The following is a 19,101-nucleotide window of genomic DNA, read 5'->3' on the forward strand; positions in this document are numbered from 1 at the left end:
TTACACACTAATTTTTATTTAGCCACACTATTATAATAAAAATCATTAATTTGTATGCAATAAAGCAATAAAAACGTTTCACTCCTTATTTTTCATCTACACTCTCACTTAGTCTGTCATGAGCTAAGTTGAGAGTGCTTTTTTACGCAAAAAAGAAGCTAACCAATAAGGCTAGCTTCTATGTAGTTGAGGTAGAGTGAAAACTCTAAGTATATAAGGACTTTAGAGGTCATTAAACCTCTTTTGCTATTATCTCATTATTTATATATTTGTCTACAATATAATAAAAAAGCTATGCCCAAAGGACATAGCAAGGGGAAAAATGACTTAAATTTAAGAAAAATAAAGTAATAGAAGTGCTTTATAAGGGAACCACTTCTAACGTCATTATAGGCATTGAATTTATTCATTGTCTACAAGATTTACAATATCTATAATTTTTTTACATTCTCACTCCCCAAATTTAGGGATAATAAAACTACTACTAGATCATTATGTATGCTGCGTTGCCATTTTGACTACAAAGAAATAGATTTTTCTAACTTACTACTCATTTTCTGTTGAGCCGATATTTCGGCTTTTTTCATCTTAATTTTAGAGAACGAATATTTTCGTTTTCTAATGCACTAAGTTAGTGCGTCAGCTTTTTATTGATTACTAAGCTCACATTTGAGCCGAGTAAAAGAAGCGGTTAATAAGTCCACTTATGGACGCATTTGAACTGGCTAAACCACTTCCCTATTTTAAGGTACTGGTTACAAGCGTACTTTTAAGTCCGTTTGTTATTGTATGAAATGTAAAATTTTGAAAAGTTATAAACAAAAAGACTGCCCCCAACGGATACAGTCAGTTTAAAGGATACTCGATTTTGAGTAGTAAGTTTAGTAGCTACATGCCATTATCTTATAAACGGCTCTAAATGTAAATAGAAAACGCTTACTTTATGTATTTATAAAAAAATATACGTCATATTTACATTTCTTTTTCAACTCTGTATTATTTCTATATAGTATCAAGACAAGAAAAAACTCGTTTCACTCGTTTCAAAAAAACAGAAAGAAGTGAGAACTATAAATATTATTTGCAATGAACAAGTACAACAATATCTTTACGAACATGGAGCTGAATTATTAGGGTCAATTGTAACTACACTAGCTTTTATATTCACATTTACAAAAATGCTTATAGATAATAATAAAGATAAAAAGACAGAAGAAATAAGAAATCAAAAAACATTAAAAATGTTAGATTTAATTAGTGAAAAACATATAGAAAATATAAAAAATATAAGAGAAAAACTAGAGAATGCAAAAACAGGTATACACATAATGACAGGAACAAATGATAACAAGCCAACCTATCAAATAGATTTAGAAAATGTAGACAGTACCAACAGTATGCACAGAAAAAAAGTTTATAATACATACTCAAGCGATATATATACAGTTTTAAACAGTTTCAAAATAATAAAAGAAAATAATACAGAAAAAATATTAGAAGAGTATAAAGACGAATTAACAACAGTACTAAGTAATCAACACATAAATTTAAACTTAGATTCTTTAAATAAAATTAATAATAAAATAAATACTTTAACTAGCTCATTAGATAAGGTGAAACAAATGGATGAGCTTATCAATATAATAGAAATCTCAGCAGATGAAGAAGTAAACGATCCAAGCTACATAAAACCAAAAGAAACGAAAGAAACGAAAAAAAAAGAAAAAGATAGAAAAGCATGGTATGCACAAGAAAAAGAAAAAAAACTAAATAAATTAGAAGACATAAAAAAAGAATTAAAAAAATCTGAACAGTTCTTAACATAAAATTTATTGCTTTATTGACGTTGAGCCTCGGAACCCTTAACAAACCCAAAACTTGTCGAATGGTCGGCTTAATAGCTCACGCTATGCCGACATTCGTCTACAAGTTTAGTTAAGGATTCTTCTCAACGCACAATAAATTTTCTCGGCATAAATGCGTATTCTAATTACTAATAATTCCATAAATCAAAAGTAAAATTGATGATATTAAAAGTAATACGCTAGATAGAATATCTAACTTTTTATCCTTTTTATCACTTACTGTATTTTTTATAAGTGCCACAATTGCAATTAATATTAAAAGCGCACAAAAAATATAAATAACCAAAAAAACGCCTCCTTTTTAATAAAATTTATCACAAGAACTATTTAAATTTTAAATGCCTTTATTTGCAATTTTAAGATACTTTTTAGAGCATTTAGAGAGTTTCATATATATTTTTGTTTAATGACTCTTAGAACTCAAATAAAAGCTAAAATTGAAAAAATAGAAAAACAAACCTTTACTTTAGATACTAACAAATTAAACTCTTATTTAATTCTTAACATTCAATATACACTTAACTACCTAAGAAAACCTAATATGAAATGTAGTAATATATAGTATTTTAGCTGATTTTAATTATTAAACTTAATAATCATTTTCTATACTTAGAGGCTCATAGTTTCTATATAGTTTTAAATCTCTCGAAAATTAAAGTTAATTAAAGGTATAAAGTCAAAAATGACTATGTTCTTTTTTAACCCGTCGTTAATGTCGTTCTTTTCATTATAAAACTGTTCAATAAAATAACTTCTCTATTGTTTCATCGAATATTTGTCTTATTCTTTGAACAGTTAGATTAAATATTTTTGCTATATCATTTAATTCCCTACCACTAATGATTAACCAAAAAACACTAAATTCTCTATCTGTTGCTATCAAATTAACTTCATCTATTAAGTTATTGATATATACATGATTTTCTACATTTAAATTTTGGACTTCATCAGTCACATTAGTATCAAGAGAGAAAAAGTCTTCTATTGATGTATCTACAACTTCTATATTACTTTGCCTTTTATTTTTTCGGTATTCTTCAATATTCTTTTTAACTGTTGCTATGTCATGCAGCAATAGTAGTCACGCACCTTTTGTTTTATTTATTGTATTAATAGGTTTTCTCATATTCATAATGCTCAATATCCTTTTTCTTTCTTGCTCTTTAAAACCTTGCCCACGCTCATCATTTGTTCTTTCAAAAATTTCTTCACATAATCTATCTATTAATTTTGTTGGTCTAAATCGACCATTAGAATTCATATAAGTCATGATAGCTATTTGATCTGATTTTGAGTATTTACTAATAATTTCCTTGAGAGTATTCATATTAACTTTAAATCTATCTTTATACTTTTGTAGATTTTCTTTACTCTCAATAATCCACTCTACAAGCTTATCAATAGGATAAGATACAGCGATTACACCTCTTATTTCATCACATGTCAAATAGATATGAATATGGTAAAAATCACAATAGAGAAACTGCAAGAAAATTAAACAGTTATGTAAGAAATGTATGTGACCAAGCAATACATGAAGGTTTAATTATGCGTAATCCTACATATAAAGCAACTATCACAGGTGCTAATCCTAGCAAGAGTGAAGATTTGAAGTTTATTAGCCATACTGAATATGTGAAACTTAAACATTATTTAGAACAAAAAGATACTACATCATCATTAGTATTATTAATGGCGTTAGTGACTGGAGGACGCTTTTCTGAAATAGCAAACATGCAGCGTGATGATTTTTACTTAGGTGACAATAAAATACATTTGCCTGGTACAAAAACAGAAACATCAGATCGTATTATTTCTATTGATACAAATACACTAAATAAAGTAAAAAGGTTTATTGAGAAGAAACCAGCCAATATTAATGGCTATGTATTTACAGTAAATGGTCACGTTATATCAAATACTGCTGTAAATAAGGTATTAAAAAAAGCATGCGTACACTTAGGCATTAAATCTATTACGATAAACGCCTTGAGGCATACACATGCGTCTGTGTTAATTCATAATGGTTATAGTTTACATTATATATCAAAAAGGTTAGGCCATACTTCTACATTGGTCACACAATCTGTTTACCTACACTTATTAGAAGAAACTTATGAACGTGAAGATAAAAATATGATTGAGTTTTTGAATAAACTTTAAATTGTTTTCACCAAATTTTCCCCAAACACAGTAAAAACCCCGTAACCATAATGGTTAACGGGGGGTATTAGCGTCCTGGGAGGGATTCGAACCCCCGACCGATGGCTTAGAAGGCCATTGCTCTATCCAGCTGAGCTACCAGGACATTATTTTTTAACACAAGTATTATTATATCTAAAGAAATCTTATTTAGCAATAGCTTTAATATAAAAAAAGTTTATATTTTCCACTAATTACGTATAATTGCAACTAATCACATACTTTCTTCGTTACTATTCAGTTAAACTAAATTGCTAAATGTTTGGTATCAAATTTGAAATTAGATAGGACTAGACTATCTTGCATTGTAGTCCTAGCCCTTTAATAGTTAATTAATTTCAAATTCTATTGATTGAATGACTTGATGATCTCTATTTCTAAAATTCAGCGTAGCTTTTTTACTTTCATCCTCTATAAGTAGTTCTGCGTACGTTTCTTCTATATTACTACGCGATTGTGAAATACTACCGGGATTTATAATATGGACGTCTCCTAATTTTTCATATTTAGCTATATGTGTATGCCCATAAAACGCAAATTGACAACCAAGAGCTTGTGCTTTTTCAGCCAAACGCATACGCGTTTGATTTACACCATAAAGATGACCATGGGTGTATAATGCTTTAACACTGTTCTTTTCAATAATGTCTTCATTTGGAAATTCAGGATAAAAGTCACAATTACCTTTTACACGTTGATACAAGCTCAATTCAGTATCGTTATATTTAAATTCAGAATCTCCTAAATGTAAGCATATATCTGCGTCTTTATGATAGTCGTATAATTCATACAGAATTCCAGATTCTGTATGATTATCACTTACAATTAACCATTTAGACATTTTAGACATTATTTTTCACGCTCCAAATATTCATTTAAAGCTTTAATTGCATTTCCACGATGACTCACATCGCTTTTTTCTTCTGTAGTTAATTCAGCCATTGTTTTGTTTTTTTCTGGAAGATAAAAAATAGGATCATACCCGAATCCATAATCACCTTTACGTTCTGTTGTAATTTCTCCAGATACAGTTCCTTTGAATATATGTGTTGGTTCATTTGGCGCACTCATACTAATCACACATACAAATTGTGCCTTTCTATTTGTCTTACCTTCTAACTTTTTAAGTACTTTATCAATATTTGACTCATCATTTTTCTCAAGACCAGCATAACGTGCAGAATATACACCAGGCTCACCATTTAGAGCATATACTTCTAAACCACTATCATCGGCAATCACTCTTTTATTGAGTGCTTTAGCTGCCGCTTCAGATTTTAATCGTGCATTTTCTTCAAAGGTAGTACCTGTTTCTTCAACATCAAAGTCTTTTATAATTTCTGAAATGCCAATAACATTATCATTTGGAAAAATAGTTTTAAAGTCATTTATTTTACCTTTGTTGTTAGAAGCTATAACAATGTCTGCCACTTAAATCTTCCTTTCAATTCTGTTTTAAATTTAATCTACTTTTATACGTTCAACTTCTACATCTAATTTTAACCATTGAGAAATGATATGTTTAATATGAACCGTATCACCTGTTGCAAAAAATCGATGTTTTGGATGTTGCGTATAGCTTGCATGTTCATTACTAAACGTAAGTAATGCACTTACTTCACGTGCAGTTTCAAGCCCAGAAGAAATAACTTTTTTATTTCCACCAAAATAATCATTAATGGGTTTATATAATAATGGATAATGCGTACAGCCTAAAATAACAGTATCGGCATCTGTGTTACGCCAATGTTTTAAAGTCTGATGTATTACAATACTAGTTATTGTAGGGTCATCATAACGCATTTGTTCAACGAGGGGTACGAAACCTGGACATGCTACCCCATATACTTCGACATTTGGGTTTATTCTTTTAATATGATGGCGGTAAGCTTCTGATTTAATCGTGCCCTCAGTACCTAAAATTAAAACTTTTTGATTTTTTGTAGTCATAATAGCGGTTCTAGCACCAGGTTCAATGACTCCAATAACTGGAATTGGTAATAACTGCTGTAAATGTTCTAACGCCACTGCAGTTGCAGTATTACAAGCAATGACTAACATTTTTATATCAAATTCCATCAGTTTATTAGCAAGTTGCGTCGTAAAAGTTTTTACTTCTTCTCCAGGTCTTGGACCGTATGGACACCTTGCGATATCGCCTAAATAATATATTGTCTCATTAGGAAGTTGTCGCATAATTTCTTTAGCTACAGTTAGTCCTCCCACTCCAGAGTCTATGACACCAATGGGTTTATTCATTTACATTCATCCTTATAATACATAATACGTTTATTTTACCATAGACAAACCTAATCATTCATTAATTGATATTTTTGCTCATTTTCATTTTACTAAATAAACATTTATATCCGTATTGAATTCCCCATTAATAAAAACCAGCAAAGTTTTTACTTTGCTGGCAAATATGTCATATTTAATTTACTTGATGATCAGAACCAAAGAATGATTTAAACATATGGAACGATGTTTCACGGTTCATTGCTGCAATTGACGTTGTTAATGGGATACCTTTTGGACATGCATTAACACAGTTTTGAGAATTACCACATTCTTGTAAACCACCTTCACCCATTAAAGCATTCAGTCGTTCATCTTTAGTCATTGAACCAGTTGGATGTAGATCAAATAAACGTACTTGTGAAATAGCTTGCGCACCAATAAATTTATTATTACGTGTTACATTAGGACACACTTCTAAACATACACCACATGTCATACATTTTGATAATTCATATGCTGTTTGACGTTTCTTTTCTGGAATACGTGGACCTGGGCCTAAATCATAAGTACCATCAATTGGAATCCAAGCCTTCATACGTTTTAAGTTATCAAACATTCTTGTACGATCAACCTGTAAATCACGAATGACTGGGAATGTACTCATAGGTTCCAAACGAATCGGCTGTTCTAATTGGTCAACAATGGCTGAGCAGGCTTGACGTGCACGGCCATTAATAACCATTGAACAAGCACCACATACTTCTTCTAAGCAGTTCATATCCCATACTACTGGCGTTGTTTTTTCTCCTTTACTATTAACAGGGTTGCGTCTTATTTCCATTAAACAAGCAATCACATTTAAATTCTCTTTATAAGGAATTTCAAATGTTTCTTCATATGCTTTTGCTTCTTGGTTATCTTGACGTTTAATAATCAATTTAACTGTTTTTTGCGTGTGTTTTTCTTTTTTATGTGTTGTTTCTTGATTATGTTGTTCATCTGTATGACGTAATTCTTCTGGAGTGTCTTTTACTGATTGATTGTTAGCCATCATTTTTTACCTCCTTTAGATTTACTTGTATAGTCACGTTTACGTGGTGGAATTAAACTGATATCGACAGGTTCATATGTGAATTTAGGTGCTTCATATTCACCTTGATATTCAGCTAAAGTTGTTTTTAACCATTCATCGTCATTACGATCTGGGAATTCTGGTTTATAATGTGCTCCTCGAGATTCATTTCGGTTATACGCACCAATTGTTATGACACGTGCTAGTTGCAGCATGTTCCATAATTGACGTGTAAAGAATACAGCTTGGTTACTCCAAGTTTGTGTATCTTCCATATCAATATTTTGATAACGTTCCATTAACTCAACAATTTTTTTATCCGTTTCTAATAATTTGTCATTTTCACGTACTACTGTAACGTTCGCTGTCATAATTTCGCCTAATTCACGGTGAAGTTTATAAGCATTTTCAGTACCACGCATATTAAGTAATTCGTCGAAACGTTTTTGTTCTTCATCTACACGATTTTGGTAAATACTGTCATCTAACTCAGTATATGATGTTTCGATATTTTCAACGTATTTAATTGCATTTGGACCTGCTACTGTACCGCCGTAAATCGCTGATAATAACGAGTTAGCACCTAAACGGTTACCGCCATGTTGAGAGAAATCACATTCTCCTGCAGCAAATAACCCTTTAATAGTTGTCATTTGATCATAATCTACATATAATCCACCCATTGAATAATGTACTGCTGGGAATATTTTCATAGGTACTTTACGTGGATCATCACCAGTGAATTTTTCATAAATCTCAATAATACCACCTAATTTAACATCTAATTCATGTGGATCTTTATGAGATAAATCAAGATACACCATATTTTCACCATTAATACCTAATTTTTGATTGATACATACATCAAAGATTTCACGTGTTGCAATATCACGTGGTACTAAGTTACCATAATCAGGATACTTTTCTTCTAAGAAGTACCATGGTTTTCCATCTTTATAAGTCCAAATTCGACCACCTTCACCACGTGCTGATTCACTCATTAAACGTAATTTATCATCACCAGGAATTGCCGTAGGATGTATTTGAATAAATTCTCCATTTGCATATTTAGCGCCTTGTTGGTATACGATAGATGCAGCTGATCCAGTATTAATCATTGAATTCGTTGTTTTACCAAAAATAATACCCGGACCACCTGAAGCCATAATAACAGCATCAGAACCGAAAGATTTAATTTCAGAAGTAGTTAAATTTTGAGCAACAATACCCCTTGCTGCATTTTCATCATCTTTAACTAATCCTAAAAATTCCCATCCTTCATACTTAGTAACTAAACCATCAACTTCAAAAGAACGAACTTGTTCATCTAAAGCATAAAGTAATTGTTGTCCTGTAGTTGCACCAGCATATGCTGTTCTATGATGAAGTGTACCTCCGAAACGTCTAAAGTCTAACAATCCTTCATTTGTTCTATTAAACATAACGCCCATACGATCTAATAAATGGATAATTTTTGGTGCAGCTTCAGTCATTGCTTTGACTGGTGGTTGGTTCGCTAAAAAATCTCCACCGTATACTGTATCGTCAAAATGAATCCATGGTGAATCTCCTTCACCTTTAGTATTTACCGCACCATTAATACCACCTTGGGCACATACAGAGTGCGAACGTTTAACAGGTACAATTGAAAATAAGTCCACATGTGCACCTTGTTCTGCAGCTTTAATTGTTGACATCAGCCCCGCGAGGCCACCTCCGACAACAATAATTTTTTTCTCTGCCATAGAATTGTCACTCCCCTAAAATATATCTGAAACTAACCTATTGATTCCTTTTATAACTATGCTTTTATTACTTTCATTTTTTATGCAAAAGCTAAAATTGCAGTCACACCTATGTATGACAGAATTAAGAAAATAATTAATGAAACCCATGTGAAAATACGTTGTGATTTTTTAGATTGTAAAAATCCCCATGTTACTAAGAATGACCAAATACCATTAGAAAAATGGAAAATGACAGCAATAACACAAATAATGTACACGATAACCCAAATTGGATTTTGTAACGTTTGATTCATCATGTCATAACTGATTTCTTTACCAAAGAAAAGTTTTTGTAAACGTGTTTGCCATAGGTGTACAAAGATGAATACGAAAGCAATAATCCCTGTTAACCTTTGTAACGCAAACATCCAGTTTCTAAATAATGAATAATGGCCGATATTTTCTTTAGCAGTAAAAGCAATATGAATACCATATAATCCATGATATAAAATTGGAATGTAAATTAAAATAAGTTCAGCTGCTAATAAAAATGGTAAAGATTCCATAAAGCCTGCAGCCTTATTAAAAGCCTCAGCTCCTTGAGTCGCTTGGTGGTTAACCATTAAATGAACAATTAAAAACGCACCAATCGGAATAATCCCTAGTAGTGAATGAAGACGTCTAAGATAAAATTCATTTTTAGACTTAGCCAAAAGGAGTCCCCCCTGTTATAAAACTTATAAATTTAATTAGCTTCTTTTTAAGATAGTACTATAAACGCATTTACTATTTTATTTAGTACTTGTATGTATAAACATATAATAGTTATAATGATTGTAAATTTTCTGAAAATTAAACAAATCAAACATCTCTTTTTATTAGATTGAGTATTATTATTTTTTATAACTACAAGTATGTCTTAAAAAAGTAAATACAATTAAAAATAAGACGAATAAATGAGATATACAAGTATTACACAATAACCATGCAACTACTATAAAATGATAATATTTCTCATTTAGAAAACGCTTCCATACTTTCTTAAAAAAATAAGCTTTTTGTTAACTATATTGTAACATTCTTTCTATATGTATGGGGTATGAAATTCAAAGTCATACCCCTTTTTTTGAAATTAATCTTCTTTTAAAGCATATTGTAGATTTTCAGCTACCCTTTTAGGTAATCCTGCAGCTTTTAAATCTTCTATACTAGCTTCTTTCATTTTTTTAATGGAACCAAATGTTCTTAATAATTTTGTTTTTCGTTTACTTCCTATACCCTCTACTTTATCAAGAACAGATTGTAATCCAGTTTTTTGTCGGGTTTGACGATGGAATGTTATCGCAAAACGATGTACTTCATCTTGGATTCTATGGAGCAAATAAAAAGCTTGACTATTTTTCTTTAGAGGTACAACCTCAGCATTTGCACCGTACAATAATTCAGATGTTTGGTGTTTATCATTTTTTCTTAATCCAGCAACAGGAATGTCTAAACCTAGTTCATTTTCTAGTACATCTATGACACCAGACATATGTCCTTTACCACCATCAACGATAATAAGATCTGGTAATGGAAGACCTTCATTAAGTACACGCGTATAACGACGGCGTACAACTTCTCTCATCGACTTATAATCATCAGGACCTTTCACAGTCTTAATTTTGTATTTACGATATCCTTTTTTATCCGGTTTACCATCCACAAATGTTACCATTGCCGAAACAGGATCAACACCTTGGATATTTGAGTTATCAAATGCTTCAATTCTTATCGGTGTTTGAATACCCATTCTTTCACCAAGTTCTTCGATAGCTTTTATCGTTCTAGATTCGTCTTTAGCGATTAATTGAAATTTATTTTCTAGTGCAACTTCAGCATTATGATTAGCTAAATCAACCATTTCTTTCTTTGTTCCACGCGCAGGTTGAACAATTTTTGTATCAACTACAGAGTGAATGATATCTTTATCTAAATTTTTCGGTACATGTACTTCTTTAGGTAAAATATGTTGATTTAAGCTATAGAATTGTCCAATGAATGTATAAAATTCTTCTTCTTCTGTTTGTTGTAGAGGAATCATTGTTGCATCACGTTGAATCATATTTCCTTGTCTAATAAAGAATACTTGAATACACATCCAACCTTTAGAAACGCTATATCCAAAAACATCTCTAATTGTATTATCTGAAGACATAATTTTTTGTTTTTTAGTTAAATTACGAATATGTTGAATTAAATCCCTATATTCTTTAGCACGTTCAAAATCTAACTTCTCACTAGCATCTAGCATGCGTGTTTCAAGATTATGAAGAATTGTTTTATCTTCTCCATTTAAAAAGTCAGTAATTTCACGCGTCATTTGTGCATATTTTTGTTGATCTACATCATACACACATGGTCCCATACACTGACCGATATGATAATATAGACACAATTTATCAGGCATATTATCACATTTTCTAAAAGGATAAATACGATCTAATAATTTTTTAGTTTCCTGTGCTGAATATGCATTAGGATAAGGTCCAAAATATTTTCCTGTACCCTTTTTTACTGTACGAGTCACAAGTAAACGTGGATGTTTTTCTTTAGTAATCTTTATAAAAGGATAACTTTTATCATCTTTTAATAAAATATTGTAGCGAGGTTGATATTGTTTAATCAAATTCAACTCAAGTAATAATGATTCTGTCTCACTTGAAGTTACAATAAATTCGAAGTTGCGAATTTCACTAACAAGACGTGTAGTTTTTGCATCATGTGCACCAGTAAAATAAGAACGTAGTCGATTTCGTAATCGTTTTGCTTTACCTACATAAATAATTTGGTCATTTCGATCTTTCATTAAATAACAGCCTGGTTCAAATGGGACGACACTTAATTTATCTCTAATTTTTTCTTCGTAGTCGGTCATCCGTCTCCTCCTTTCTATTAACTTGACGTTCACATAAAAAAGACGGAGCGATTACATAACATGTAATGCCCCATTCTTTTATAATTGTACTAAATATTATAGATGTTTATCTAAAACTTCTGCTAAGTTTTCTTTAGGTTGGAAACCTACTACTTTATCTACTGCTTCTCCATCTTTAAATACGATTAAAGTTGGGATGCTCATTACTTCATATTTAGCAGCAGTAGATGGATTTTCATCTACATCTAATTTTAAGATGTCTGCTTTACCATCATAGTCTCCAGCTAATTCTTCTAACACAGGGGCGATCATTTTACAAGGTCCACACCAAGTTGCCCAAAAATCTACTAATTTAACACCTGATTGAATGTTTTCATCAAAATTTGAATCTGTAACTTTTACGATTGCCATAATTGCCAATCCTCCTTAAATATTAAATGATGAGCAAATTATAACAGACTTTCCATATATCTGCATTGCTCTTGCTCATCTTTATCACTATTTATTAATCTTGTCATAAACTTGTGTTAAGATTAAACGCTTGCTTTATTGTACGTCAAATTTTAAAAAAATCAACATTCTAGTTTTATATTATTTAAGTTCTGCTACTGTAACACCAAATCCGCCTTCACTTGGCATTCCACCACGAAAAGATTGAACACTTTTATGTTTTTTTAAATGATTTTGAACTGCTTTTTGAAGTGCACCTGTACCTTTACCATGAATAATATAAACCTGTTCATAGTTACTTAATACAGCTTGGTCAATATATTGATCTAAAGCTCCAACCGCTTCTTCATAACGATAGCCTCTTAAGTCTAATTCTGTTTTAATAGTTTGACGATTTTGGCGTGTCACCATTTTAGTTGGTTTTTCTTTTTTCTTTTTCGTTTTTTCTAAATCTTCAATAGGTAATTTCATTTTGATAATACCCATTTGAACTACAGCTTCATTTTCTCCGCTTAATTCTAATACTTCGCCTTTTTGTCCATAAGATAATACTTTAACTTCATCGCCAGCATGAATATCATCCCATTTTTGTTTTTTTACATTTTGTTTTAAGGATTTAGCTTCATATTGATCTTCTAAATGTTTTTTCTTATCAATTAGTTCATGTTCTTTAACGTCGGCTCCTTTTTTATCTCGCATTTCTCTTAAATCTTTTAGAATGTCATCTGCTTCTTTTGTAGCTGATTTAATTCGTTGATTTGCTTTATCTTTAGCTTCATCCATTAATTTTTGTTCATAATTTTTATATTGTTGATACTGACGTTCCAAATCATCATGCGTTGTTCGTGCTTCTCTTAATAATTTTTCAAGCTCAATACGTTGTTCATCCACACGTTTAGAGTTTTTCTCTAATGATTCTATCATTGAATTAATTTCTTGTTCGTCTGTACCAATCATTGTTTTAGCTTTATTAATGATGTTTAATCCTAACCCTAATTTTTTGGAAATATCAAAGGCATTGGAACGTCCAGGAACACCCATTAATAATTTGTAAGTCGGGCTTAACGTATTCACATCAAACTCAACACTTGCATTCATAACGCCTTCCCGATTATAACTATAAGCTTTAAGCTCTGGATAATGTGTCGTTGCCATAACTAGCGAACCAATATCTCTCACATGATCGAGAATACTCATAGCTAAGGCAGCACCTTCACTTGGATCGGTTCCAGCACCTAATTCATCAAATAAAACAAGACTATTTTTATCTGTTTCTTTTAAAATTTCTACAATATTTTTCATATGTGATGAAAACGTAGATAGTGATTGTTCAATCGATTGTTCATCACCTATATCACAGTATACGTTTTCAAATACACTCAATTGACTGCCATCTAATGTAGGAATGAGTAACCCGGATTGAGCCATCACAATGATAAGTCCCAACGTTTTTAAGGTGACAGTTTTACCACCTGTGTTAGGTCCCGTAATAATAACCGTTTCAATATCATCAATAAATTCAATTGTATTTGCTACTACTGTATCTTTATTCAATAAAGGATGATAAGCATTAGGTAAATAAACCGTTCTTTCCTTATAAAAAGTAGGTTTTGTCCCTTTAATTGATCGTGCATAACGCGCTTTAGCTGTTAAGAAATCAATTTGACCCATAACTGACTCTGCCACTAAACAATTATTATCATTAGCAGCTACTAAACCTGTTAATTCTGTTAATATACGTTCACGTTCTACTGCTTCATCATTTCTTAATCGACTAATTTGATTATTCATTTCAACAATGGAAGAGGGCTCAATATAAAGGGTTTGTCCAGAAGCTGATTGATCATGCACAATCCCTTTAAAATCTTGTCGATATTCTGCTTTTACTGGTATCACATTGCGATCATTTCGCACTGTAATAATGGCATCTGAAAGTTTCTTTTGATTAGCTTGACTTTTAACAATACGATCTAAATTTTGTCTAATACGTTGAGTCGTACTTGATATTTTGCTTCGAATACCTTGCAATTCATAACTTGCATTATCATATAAATCATAAGCATCACATTTTTCATTTATTTCTTGATATAAATCAGTAAGTACAGGTAGTTGATTCATTCTTTCATTTAAAATTGGATACTTTATGACACCTTCATCTTCTTCAAGCAGTTGATTATAAAATGTTTTAAATTGATTTTGTACTTGTATCAACCGCTTAATTACATTTAATTCGGTAACATTAAGCACACCACCAATTTTAGCACGGTGAATTAATGGTGATACTTTTGATAAACCACTTAAACTAGGTAAACGATGTTTATTATAAATTTGTGATATTTCATCTGTCTCATTCATTTGAAATTCTACAGTTTCAAAATCAGTTGCTGGAGACATTTTAGACACTTTTTCACGTCCTAAATCACTTATCGTTTCAGAAGCTACAAATGATTTGATTTTATCAAACTCTAAGACGTCTAATGTTTTTTGTCTCATACAATCCCTCTATTTCTGTAATTTAATATTATTATTAATAAAGTTTTTAAAAGCGTCACGCGTCATTGTATTAATCACTCTATCTTTATTTACAAATCCTTTTTGCGCAGTAGCTACGCCATATTTCATAAAATCAAGATGATCCACATGATGGGCATCCGTATTAATTGTTAATTTAATATTTGGATATTTTTTAACAGTGGCAGCATTTAAATCTAATCGTTTTGGGTTAGCATTAATTTCCATTACCGTTTGTGTTTCTTCGGCAAGTTGCATCAACTGTTCTATATTAGGTTGATACCCTTCACGTCGCTCAATAATACGACCAGTTGGATGGGCAATATGTCTAACATAAGGGTTACGACATGCATGTTCTAGGCGCTTCATAATTTCTTCTTCAGATTGATTGAAACTTTGATGAATAGCTGCAATAACATAGTCAAGTTGCGATAGTATATCATCCTCATAATCTAATGATCCATCAGGTAAAATATCCATTTCTGTACCTGAGTAAATATCTATTTCTGTGTATTCTTCATTCAATTTTTTTATTTCTTCATTTTGACGTAATAGTCGTTCAACTTGTAATCCATGAGCAACTTTTAAACTCTTTGAATGATCCGTAATGACCATGTATTCATAGCCTTTTTTAATGTTTGCTTCAATCATCTCTCGTATAGAGAAAGCGCCGTCACTATACGTTGTATGCATATGAAGATCACCTTTAATATCATCTAATGTAATGATTGAGTTTAAATCACGATCAAACTCGCTGCCATCTTCACGTATTGCCGGAGCAATCCAATGTCTACCGAAGTGTTGGTAAATTTCAGCTTCACTTTGGAATTGGAGTAACGTTCCATCTTGTTGTTCGATACCATACTCACTTACTTTTTCATTTTGTGCTTTAGCAAGTTGTCTAATGCGAATGTTATGATCTTTGGAACCTGTAAAGTGCTGTAAGGTATGATAAAAGGCTTCTGGTTCAACAAGTCTAAAATCTACACCAATCGTTTCATCATCATATTCTAATTCAAGCGACACTTTCGTTTCTCCAACTGCGACTTCTTTCACTTTATTTGGAATATTTAAAAGTTGTTGTTGTACATGAAGAGGGTGTCGTGTACTAATAATATAGTCTAAATCTTTACTTACTTCTTTATAACGACGGAAACTACCTGCTTCAGAATAATGTTCAACTTCTTCTAATTGTTCTAGATAAGTCATAATATCTTTATTTAAATGTCGCATCAAATCAATAGGATAATGATCTTTTTTAGCTCCTAGTGCTTTTACTGCTTCAAGTATGTTTTGTTCTGTTTTTTTAGCAAATCCACTTAATTCACTAACTTTTCCCGCTTCACAAGCTTCTTGAAGACTTTCTTTATCTGTAATATTTAACTCTTTATATAACTTTGCAATTTTTTTACTACCTAAACCTTGAATTTTCATTAAAGAAATTAATCCTTCAGGAACTAAACGTTGCAATTCTTTTAAAGTTGATGAGGTCCCAGTTTCTCGATATTCGCTAATGACCTCTCCTACCCCTTTTCCAATTCCTTTTAATTCAGTAATATCTTTTATTTCATCTAAAGAGCGTTCATCTATTTCAAGACTTTGTGCTGCTTTGCGATAAGCAGACACTTTAAACGTATTTTCTCCATTCAATTCCATATATATAGCAATTTTTTCTAGTAGTTGAATTACATCTTTCTTTGTCATTACATTCACTCCATAAAAAGAGACCAGGAGGTTTATATCCATCACCTAGTCCTGACCTTTTATCTTTTTTATTTATAAATTTAGTATATAAGATGATAAAAACGGCATCTTAAATAGAATAATATGGCTTAAATAACCGTATTTTAAACTTTCTTGAATCCATTCATTAGGATATAAAGATACTAAATATAAAACAAGTTGCAGTACAATCACACTTGCAATACTACCTAATACGCTTCCCAATATTCGACTTGTAACATGAATATTATGATATGACACTATATTATCAAAAGTTACAATAATAAGATATAAAAGCAACTTACTTATAAAAGCAATACATAAAAATGCCACAATAGTATCAAAACGTTGTTGTACATCATGGTATTGAAATGCGAAGTGCGTGTCAAAAGCAACTGTTTTAGGAAATGGAACAAAAACAATCATTTGTTTTGATATATATTGGTAAAAACGATGCGCAATGAATAGTGAGACAAGTGTAGACGACAAATGAAGACTATTCAGCCAAAGGCCTCTTCTAAAACCAATTATCATATACATCAAAATAATAAGTATCATTACTAAATCTATAGTCATTTAGCTATCCTGATGTTTTAATTCATAAATCATTTGTTTTAATATTTCGTTTTCTTCTTCCAATTTCACTTTTTCGTCCATGATATTCACTGCAGTTAAAATTGCTTTTCTTGTTGTATCTAATCCTGCTGATTTACGTCCTAATAATCTTAGCTGTTCATCTACTAAATGTGCTACATAACGTATGTGTTCAGGATCATCGTCACCGATAATCGTAAAATTTTGATCATTGATCGATACATTAATACGATTTTTAAATTCTACCATTGTATTAACTCCTGACTTTTGATAATATTTTAAATTTCTTTGACTAATGTTTTGTTGAGTGAATAAGTAGATTATTATTATTATACATGAGTGTCTCTTATTTGTAATTATAGATTTAAATACTATTGATTTATACCACTAAACCTACGTTCTTATCTTCATTATGTTAAAGTATATCTATTAGAATTTTAAAAGAGAGGTTTAAACAAGTTATGGGAAATGTAGTACATAAATTAACTAATCAAGATATTGAGCAACTGATGAACCAAATTAACTTTAGTACATCCAATTTACCTAATGGGATGAAAGCAAGAACCAAATATCATGACACTGTCATTAGTATTTACAATTCTGGTAAAGTTATGTTTCAAGGAAAACGTGCTGAACATATAGCGCGTCAATTTTGTACTACTGATTCTGGAACTAATTCAAAATCTTCAAAGGCAGATGGTTTCCATAATATAACATATGATGATTATAACTGTATTGGTAGTGATGAAGCGGGAAGTGGCGATTATTTTGGCCCATTAACGGTTTGTGCTGCTTATGTATCTAAAGAGCATATAGATATTTTAAGAACGCTAGGCGTAGATGATTCGAAAAAATTAACAGACACTAAAATTATAGAACTTGCAGAACAACTGATTACCTTTATTCCTCATTCATTACTTACATTAAACAATACTAAATATAATGAAAGACAAGCACTAGGTTGGTCTCAAGTAAAAATGAAAGCAGTCCTTCATAATGAAGCGATAAAAAATGTAACTAACAAGATAGATACTAAAGCATTAGACTACATTGTCATTGACCAATTTGCAGAACGTAACGTCTACAAGCGTTATGCTCTAAGCGACTTACCTTTTCCAAATCAAACAAAATTTGAAACAAAGGGAGAATCTAAATCCCTTGCTATTGCAGCAGCAAGTATCATTTCTCGCTATGCTTTTATTAAGCACATGAATTCAATATCAAAAATGATGCATTTTGATATTCCGAAAGGCGCGAGTCATAAAGTAGATTTAATTGCTGCTCAAATTATTGAAAAATATAATATTAGTAAGTTAGATTCTATTTCAAAAAAACATTTTAAAAATCGTTATAAAGCATGGACATTGGTTAATAAAAAGTATCAATAAAGAACATTTTAGAATGCTATAAGATAGCACTACGACGATGTCTGAATTCATCAAATTCAGTATCGAGAATTGTTTCAACACTATTATTTACATATCGTGACACATCATTTGTGGGAACAAGTGCTGAAGTTTCTATCGATAAAGTAAGTTGAGTCATGCTAGAACTTTATACATAAGGTACCTCGTTAATTTAGTTTAGTGAAGTTTATTAAATTATACGAAAGGACCTTATTTTTAAAAGTATTTCAATGTAAAACTGTATATAAAAAGGATTTTAGCGAGACTCTTGTGGGAATACGATACGTTAAAGACTACAGACTAGATCTGTCCCCTAATAAAAAGAGTCAACTATACAAAGTATTGTAAATAATGAAACCAGTAAATGACTTTATAATAAACTCATTTACTGGCT

Annotated in this window: 18 protein-coding genes and 1 tRNA gene; 3 read left to right on the plus strand and 16 right to left on the minus strand. The window is 31.1% G+C overall.

Going from position 1 to position 19,101, the window contains the following annotated elements:
• Nucleotides 1-1,061: 1,061 nt before the first annotated feature.
• Entirely contained in the window at nucleotides 1,062-1,826 is a 765-nt protein-coding gene (locus BDW25_RS10845) for a hypothetical protein (RefSeq protein ID WP_155974845.1), read from the plus strand.
• Between the two features lie 778 nt (nucleotides 1,827-2,604).
• Here the strand turns inward: BDW25_RS10845 and BDW25_RS02500 are convergent.
• Nucleotides 2,605-2,940 (minus strand): sigma-70 family RNA polymerase sigma factor, encoded by a 336-nt coding sequence (locus tag BDW25_RS02500; protein ID WP_133944763.1) that lies wholly within the window; start codon nucleotides 2,938-2,940, stop codon nucleotides 2,605-2,607.
• Nucleotides 2,941-2,946: 6 nt separating this feature from the next.
• Entirely contained in the window at nucleotides 2,947-3,312 is a 366-nt protein-coding gene (locus BDW25_RS02505; protein WP_133944766.1) for a hypothetical protein, read from the minus strand.
• Here BDW25_RS02505 and BDW25_RS02510 point away from each other — a divergent pair.
• The gene (locus BDW25_RS02510) at nucleotides 3,306-4,028 is read left to right on the plus strand and encodes a tyrosine-type recombinase/integrase (RefSeq protein WP_243830610.1); all 723 of its coding nucleotides are present in this window, start codon (nucleotides 3,306-3,308) and stop codon (nucleotides 4,026-4,028) included. The two genes, BDW25_RS02505 and BDW25_RS02510, sit on opposite strands and share 7 nt — an antisense overlap.
• Before the next feature lie 71 nt (nucleotides 4,029-4,099).
• On the opposite strand, the gene BDW25_RS02515 is transcribed toward BDW25_RS02510, so the two are convergent.
• From BDW25_RS02515 to zapA, 13 genes are all read right to left on the minus strand, one after another.
• Nucleotides 4,100-4,173: transfer RNA gene (locus tag BDW25_RS02515), tRNA-Arg, on the minus strand.
• A 222-nt stretch (nucleotides 4,174-4,395) separates the two neighbouring features.
• The gene (locus BDW25_RS02520) at nucleotides 4,396-4,908 is read right to left on the minus strand and encodes a YfcE family phosphodiesterase (protein ID WP_039984298.1); all 513 of its coding nucleotides are present in this window, start codon (nucleotides 4,906-4,908) and stop codon (nucleotides 4,396-4,398) included.
• Between the two features lie 8 nt (nucleotides 4,909-4,916).
• On the minus strand, nucleotides 4,917-5,498 hold the full coding sequence (locus BDW25_RS02525) for an XTP/dITP diphosphatase (protein WP_002449992.1): 582 nt from the start codon (nucleotides 5,496-5,498) through the stop codon (nucleotides 4,917-4,919).
• A gap of 30 nt (nucleotides 5,499-5,528) precedes the next feature.
• The gene (racE, locus tag BDW25_RS02530) at nucleotides 5,529-6,326 is read right to left on the minus strand and encodes a glutamate racemase (RefSeq protein WP_002450014.1); all 798 of its coding nucleotides are present in this window, start codon (nucleotides 6,324-6,326) and stop codon (nucleotides 5,529-5,531) included.
• Between the two features lie 175 nt (nucleotides 6,327-6,501).
• A complete protein-coding gene (gene sdhB / locus BDW25_RS02535; protein WP_037556106.1) occupies nucleotides 6,502-7,359 on the minus strand; it encodes a succinate dehydrogenase iron-sulfur subunit in 858 nt (285 codons plus the stop codon).
• Nucleotides 7,359-9,125, minus strand: a complete 1,767-nt coding sequence (sdhA, locus tag BDW25_RS02540) for a succinate dehydrogenase flavoprotein subunit (RefSeq protein WP_002450011.1) — start codon at nucleotides 9,123-9,125, stop codon at nucleotides 7,359-7,361. The genes sdhB and sdhA overlap by 1 nt, the downstream gene beginning before the upstream one ends.
• 80 nt (nucleotides 9,126-9,205) lie before the next feature.
• Complete coding sequence (locus BDW25_RS02545) at nucleotides 9,206-9,820, minus strand: succinate dehydrogenase cytochrome b558 subunit (RefSeq protein ID WP_002449979.1); 615 nt, start codon at nucleotides 9,818-9,820, stop codon at nucleotides 9,206-9,208.
• 419 nt (nucleotides 9,821-10,239) lie between these two features.
• Nucleotides 10,240-12,024, minus strand: a complete 1,785-nt coding sequence (gene uvrC / locus BDW25_RS02550; protein ID WP_064206755.1) for an excinuclease ABC subunit UvrC — start codon at nucleotides 12,022-12,024, stop codon at nucleotides 10,240-10,242.
• Between the two features lie 96 nt (nucleotides 12,025-12,120).
• Nucleotides 12,121-12,435, minus strand: a complete 315-nt coding sequence (trxA, locus tag BDW25_RS02555; RefSeq protein ID WP_002449989.1) for a thioredoxin — start codon at nucleotides 12,433-12,435, stop codon at nucleotides 12,121-12,123.
• 180 nt (nucleotides 12,436-12,615) lie between these two features.
• Nucleotides 12,616-14,967 carry an endonuclease MutS2 gene (locus BDW25_RS02560; RefSeq protein WP_064206756.1) on the minus strand — a complete coding sequence of 784 codons (2,352 nt, stop codon included), beginning with the start codon at nucleotides 14,965-14,967 and terminating at the stop codon, nucleotides 12,616-12,618.
• A 9-nt stretch (nucleotides 14,968-14,976) separates the two neighbouring features.
• Nucleotides 14,977-16,689 carry a DNA polymerase/3'-5' exonuclease PolX gene (gene polX / locus BDW25_RS02565; RefSeq protein WP_002488667.1) on the minus strand — a complete coding sequence of 571 codons (1,713 nt, stop codon included), beginning with the start codon at nucleotides 16,687-16,689 and terminating at the stop codon, nucleotides 14,977-14,979.
• 72 nt (nucleotides 16,690-16,761) lie between these two features.
• Complete coding sequence (locus BDW25_RS02570) at nucleotides 16,762-17,283, minus strand: CvpA family protein (protein ID WP_002455474.1); 522 nt, start codon at nucleotides 17,281-17,283, stop codon at nucleotides 16,762-16,764.
• Nucleotides 17,284-17,550: a cell division protein ZapA gene (gene zapA / locus BDW25_RS02575; RefSeq protein WP_002449984.1), complete on the minus strand. Its 267-nt coding sequence runs from the start codon at nucleotides 17,548-17,550 to the stop codon at nucleotides 17,284-17,286.
• A 260-nt stretch (nucleotides 17,551-17,810) separates the two neighbouring features.
• Here zapA and rnhC point away from each other — a divergent pair, with 260 nt between their 5' ends.
• On the plus strand, nucleotides 17,811-18,689 hold the full coding sequence (rnhC, locus tag BDW25_RS02580; protein WP_371732088.1) for a ribonuclease HIII: 879 nt from the start codon (nucleotides 17,811-17,813) through the stop codon (nucleotides 18,687-18,689).
• Between the two features lie 16 nt (nucleotides 18,690-18,705).
• Here rnhC and BDW25_RS10850 read toward each other — a convergent pair whose 3' ends face one another.
• Nucleotides 18,706-18,846, minus strand: a complete 141-nt coding sequence (locus tag BDW25_RS10850) for a hypothetical protein (RefSeq protein WP_037554444.1) — start codon at nucleotides 18,844-18,846, stop codon at nucleotides 18,706-18,708.
• Nucleotides 18,847-19,101 lie beyond the last annotated feature (255 nt).

Origin of the sequence: Staphylococcus sp. AtDRG32 (assembly GCF_004365845.1) — a bacterium.
Taxonomy (GTDB): Bacteria; Bacillota; Bacilli; order Staphylococcales; family Staphylococcaceae; genus Staphylococcus; species Staphylococcus hominis.

Excerpts from the sequence above, each read along its gene's own strand:
- trxA (WP_002449989.1), bottom strand. The coding sequence starts at position 12,435 with ATGGCAATCGTAAAAGTTACAGATTCAAATTTTGATGAAAACATTCAA.
- zapA (WP_002449984.1), bottom strand. The coding sequence starts at position 17,550 with ATGGTAGAATTTAAAAATCGTATTAATGTATCGATCAATGATCAAAAT.
- BDW25_RS02510 (WP_243830610.1), top strand. The coding sequence starts at position 3,306 with ATGTCAAATAGATATGAATATGGTAAAAATCACAATAGAGAAACTGCA.
- BDW25_RS02560 (WP_064206756.1), bottom strand. The coding sequence starts at position 14,967 with ATGAGACAAAAAACATTAGACGTCTTAGAGTTTGATAAAATCAAATCA.
- uvrC (WP_064206755.1), bottom strand. The coding sequence starts at position 12,024 with ATGACCGACTACGAAGAAAAAATTAGAGATAAATTAAGTGTCGTCCCA.
- BDW25_RS02570 (WP_002455474.1), bottom strand. The coding sequence starts at position 17,283 with ATGACTATAGATTTAGTAATGATACTTATTATTTTGATGTATATGATA.
- BDW25_RS02520 (WP_039984298.1), bottom strand. The coding sequence starts at position 4,908 with ATGTCTAAATGGTTAATTGTAAGTGATAATCATACAGAATCTGGAATT.
- polX (WP_002488667.1), bottom strand. The coding sequence starts at position 16,689 with ATGACAAAGAAAGATGTAATTCAACTACTAGAAAAAATTGCTATATAT.
- sdhA (WP_002450011.1), bottom strand. The coding sequence starts at position 9,125 with ATGGCAGAGAAAAAAATTATTGTTGTCGGAGGTGGCCTCGCGGGGCTG.
- racE (WP_002450014.1), bottom strand. The coding sequence starts at position 6,326 with ATGAATAAACCCATTGGTGTCATAGACTCTGGAGTGGGAGGACTAACT.
- BDW25_RS10850 (WP_037554444.1), bottom strand. The coding sequence starts at position 18,846 with ATGACTCAACTTACTTTATCGATAGAAACTTCAGCACTTGTTCCCACA.
- rnhC (WP_371732088.1), top strand. The coding sequence starts at position 17,811 with ATGAACCAAATTAACTTTAGTACATCCAATTTACCTAATGGGATGAAA.
- sdhB (WP_037556106.1), bottom strand. The coding sequence starts at position 7,359 with ATGGCTAACAATCAATCAGTAAAAGACACTCCAGAAGAATTACGTCAT.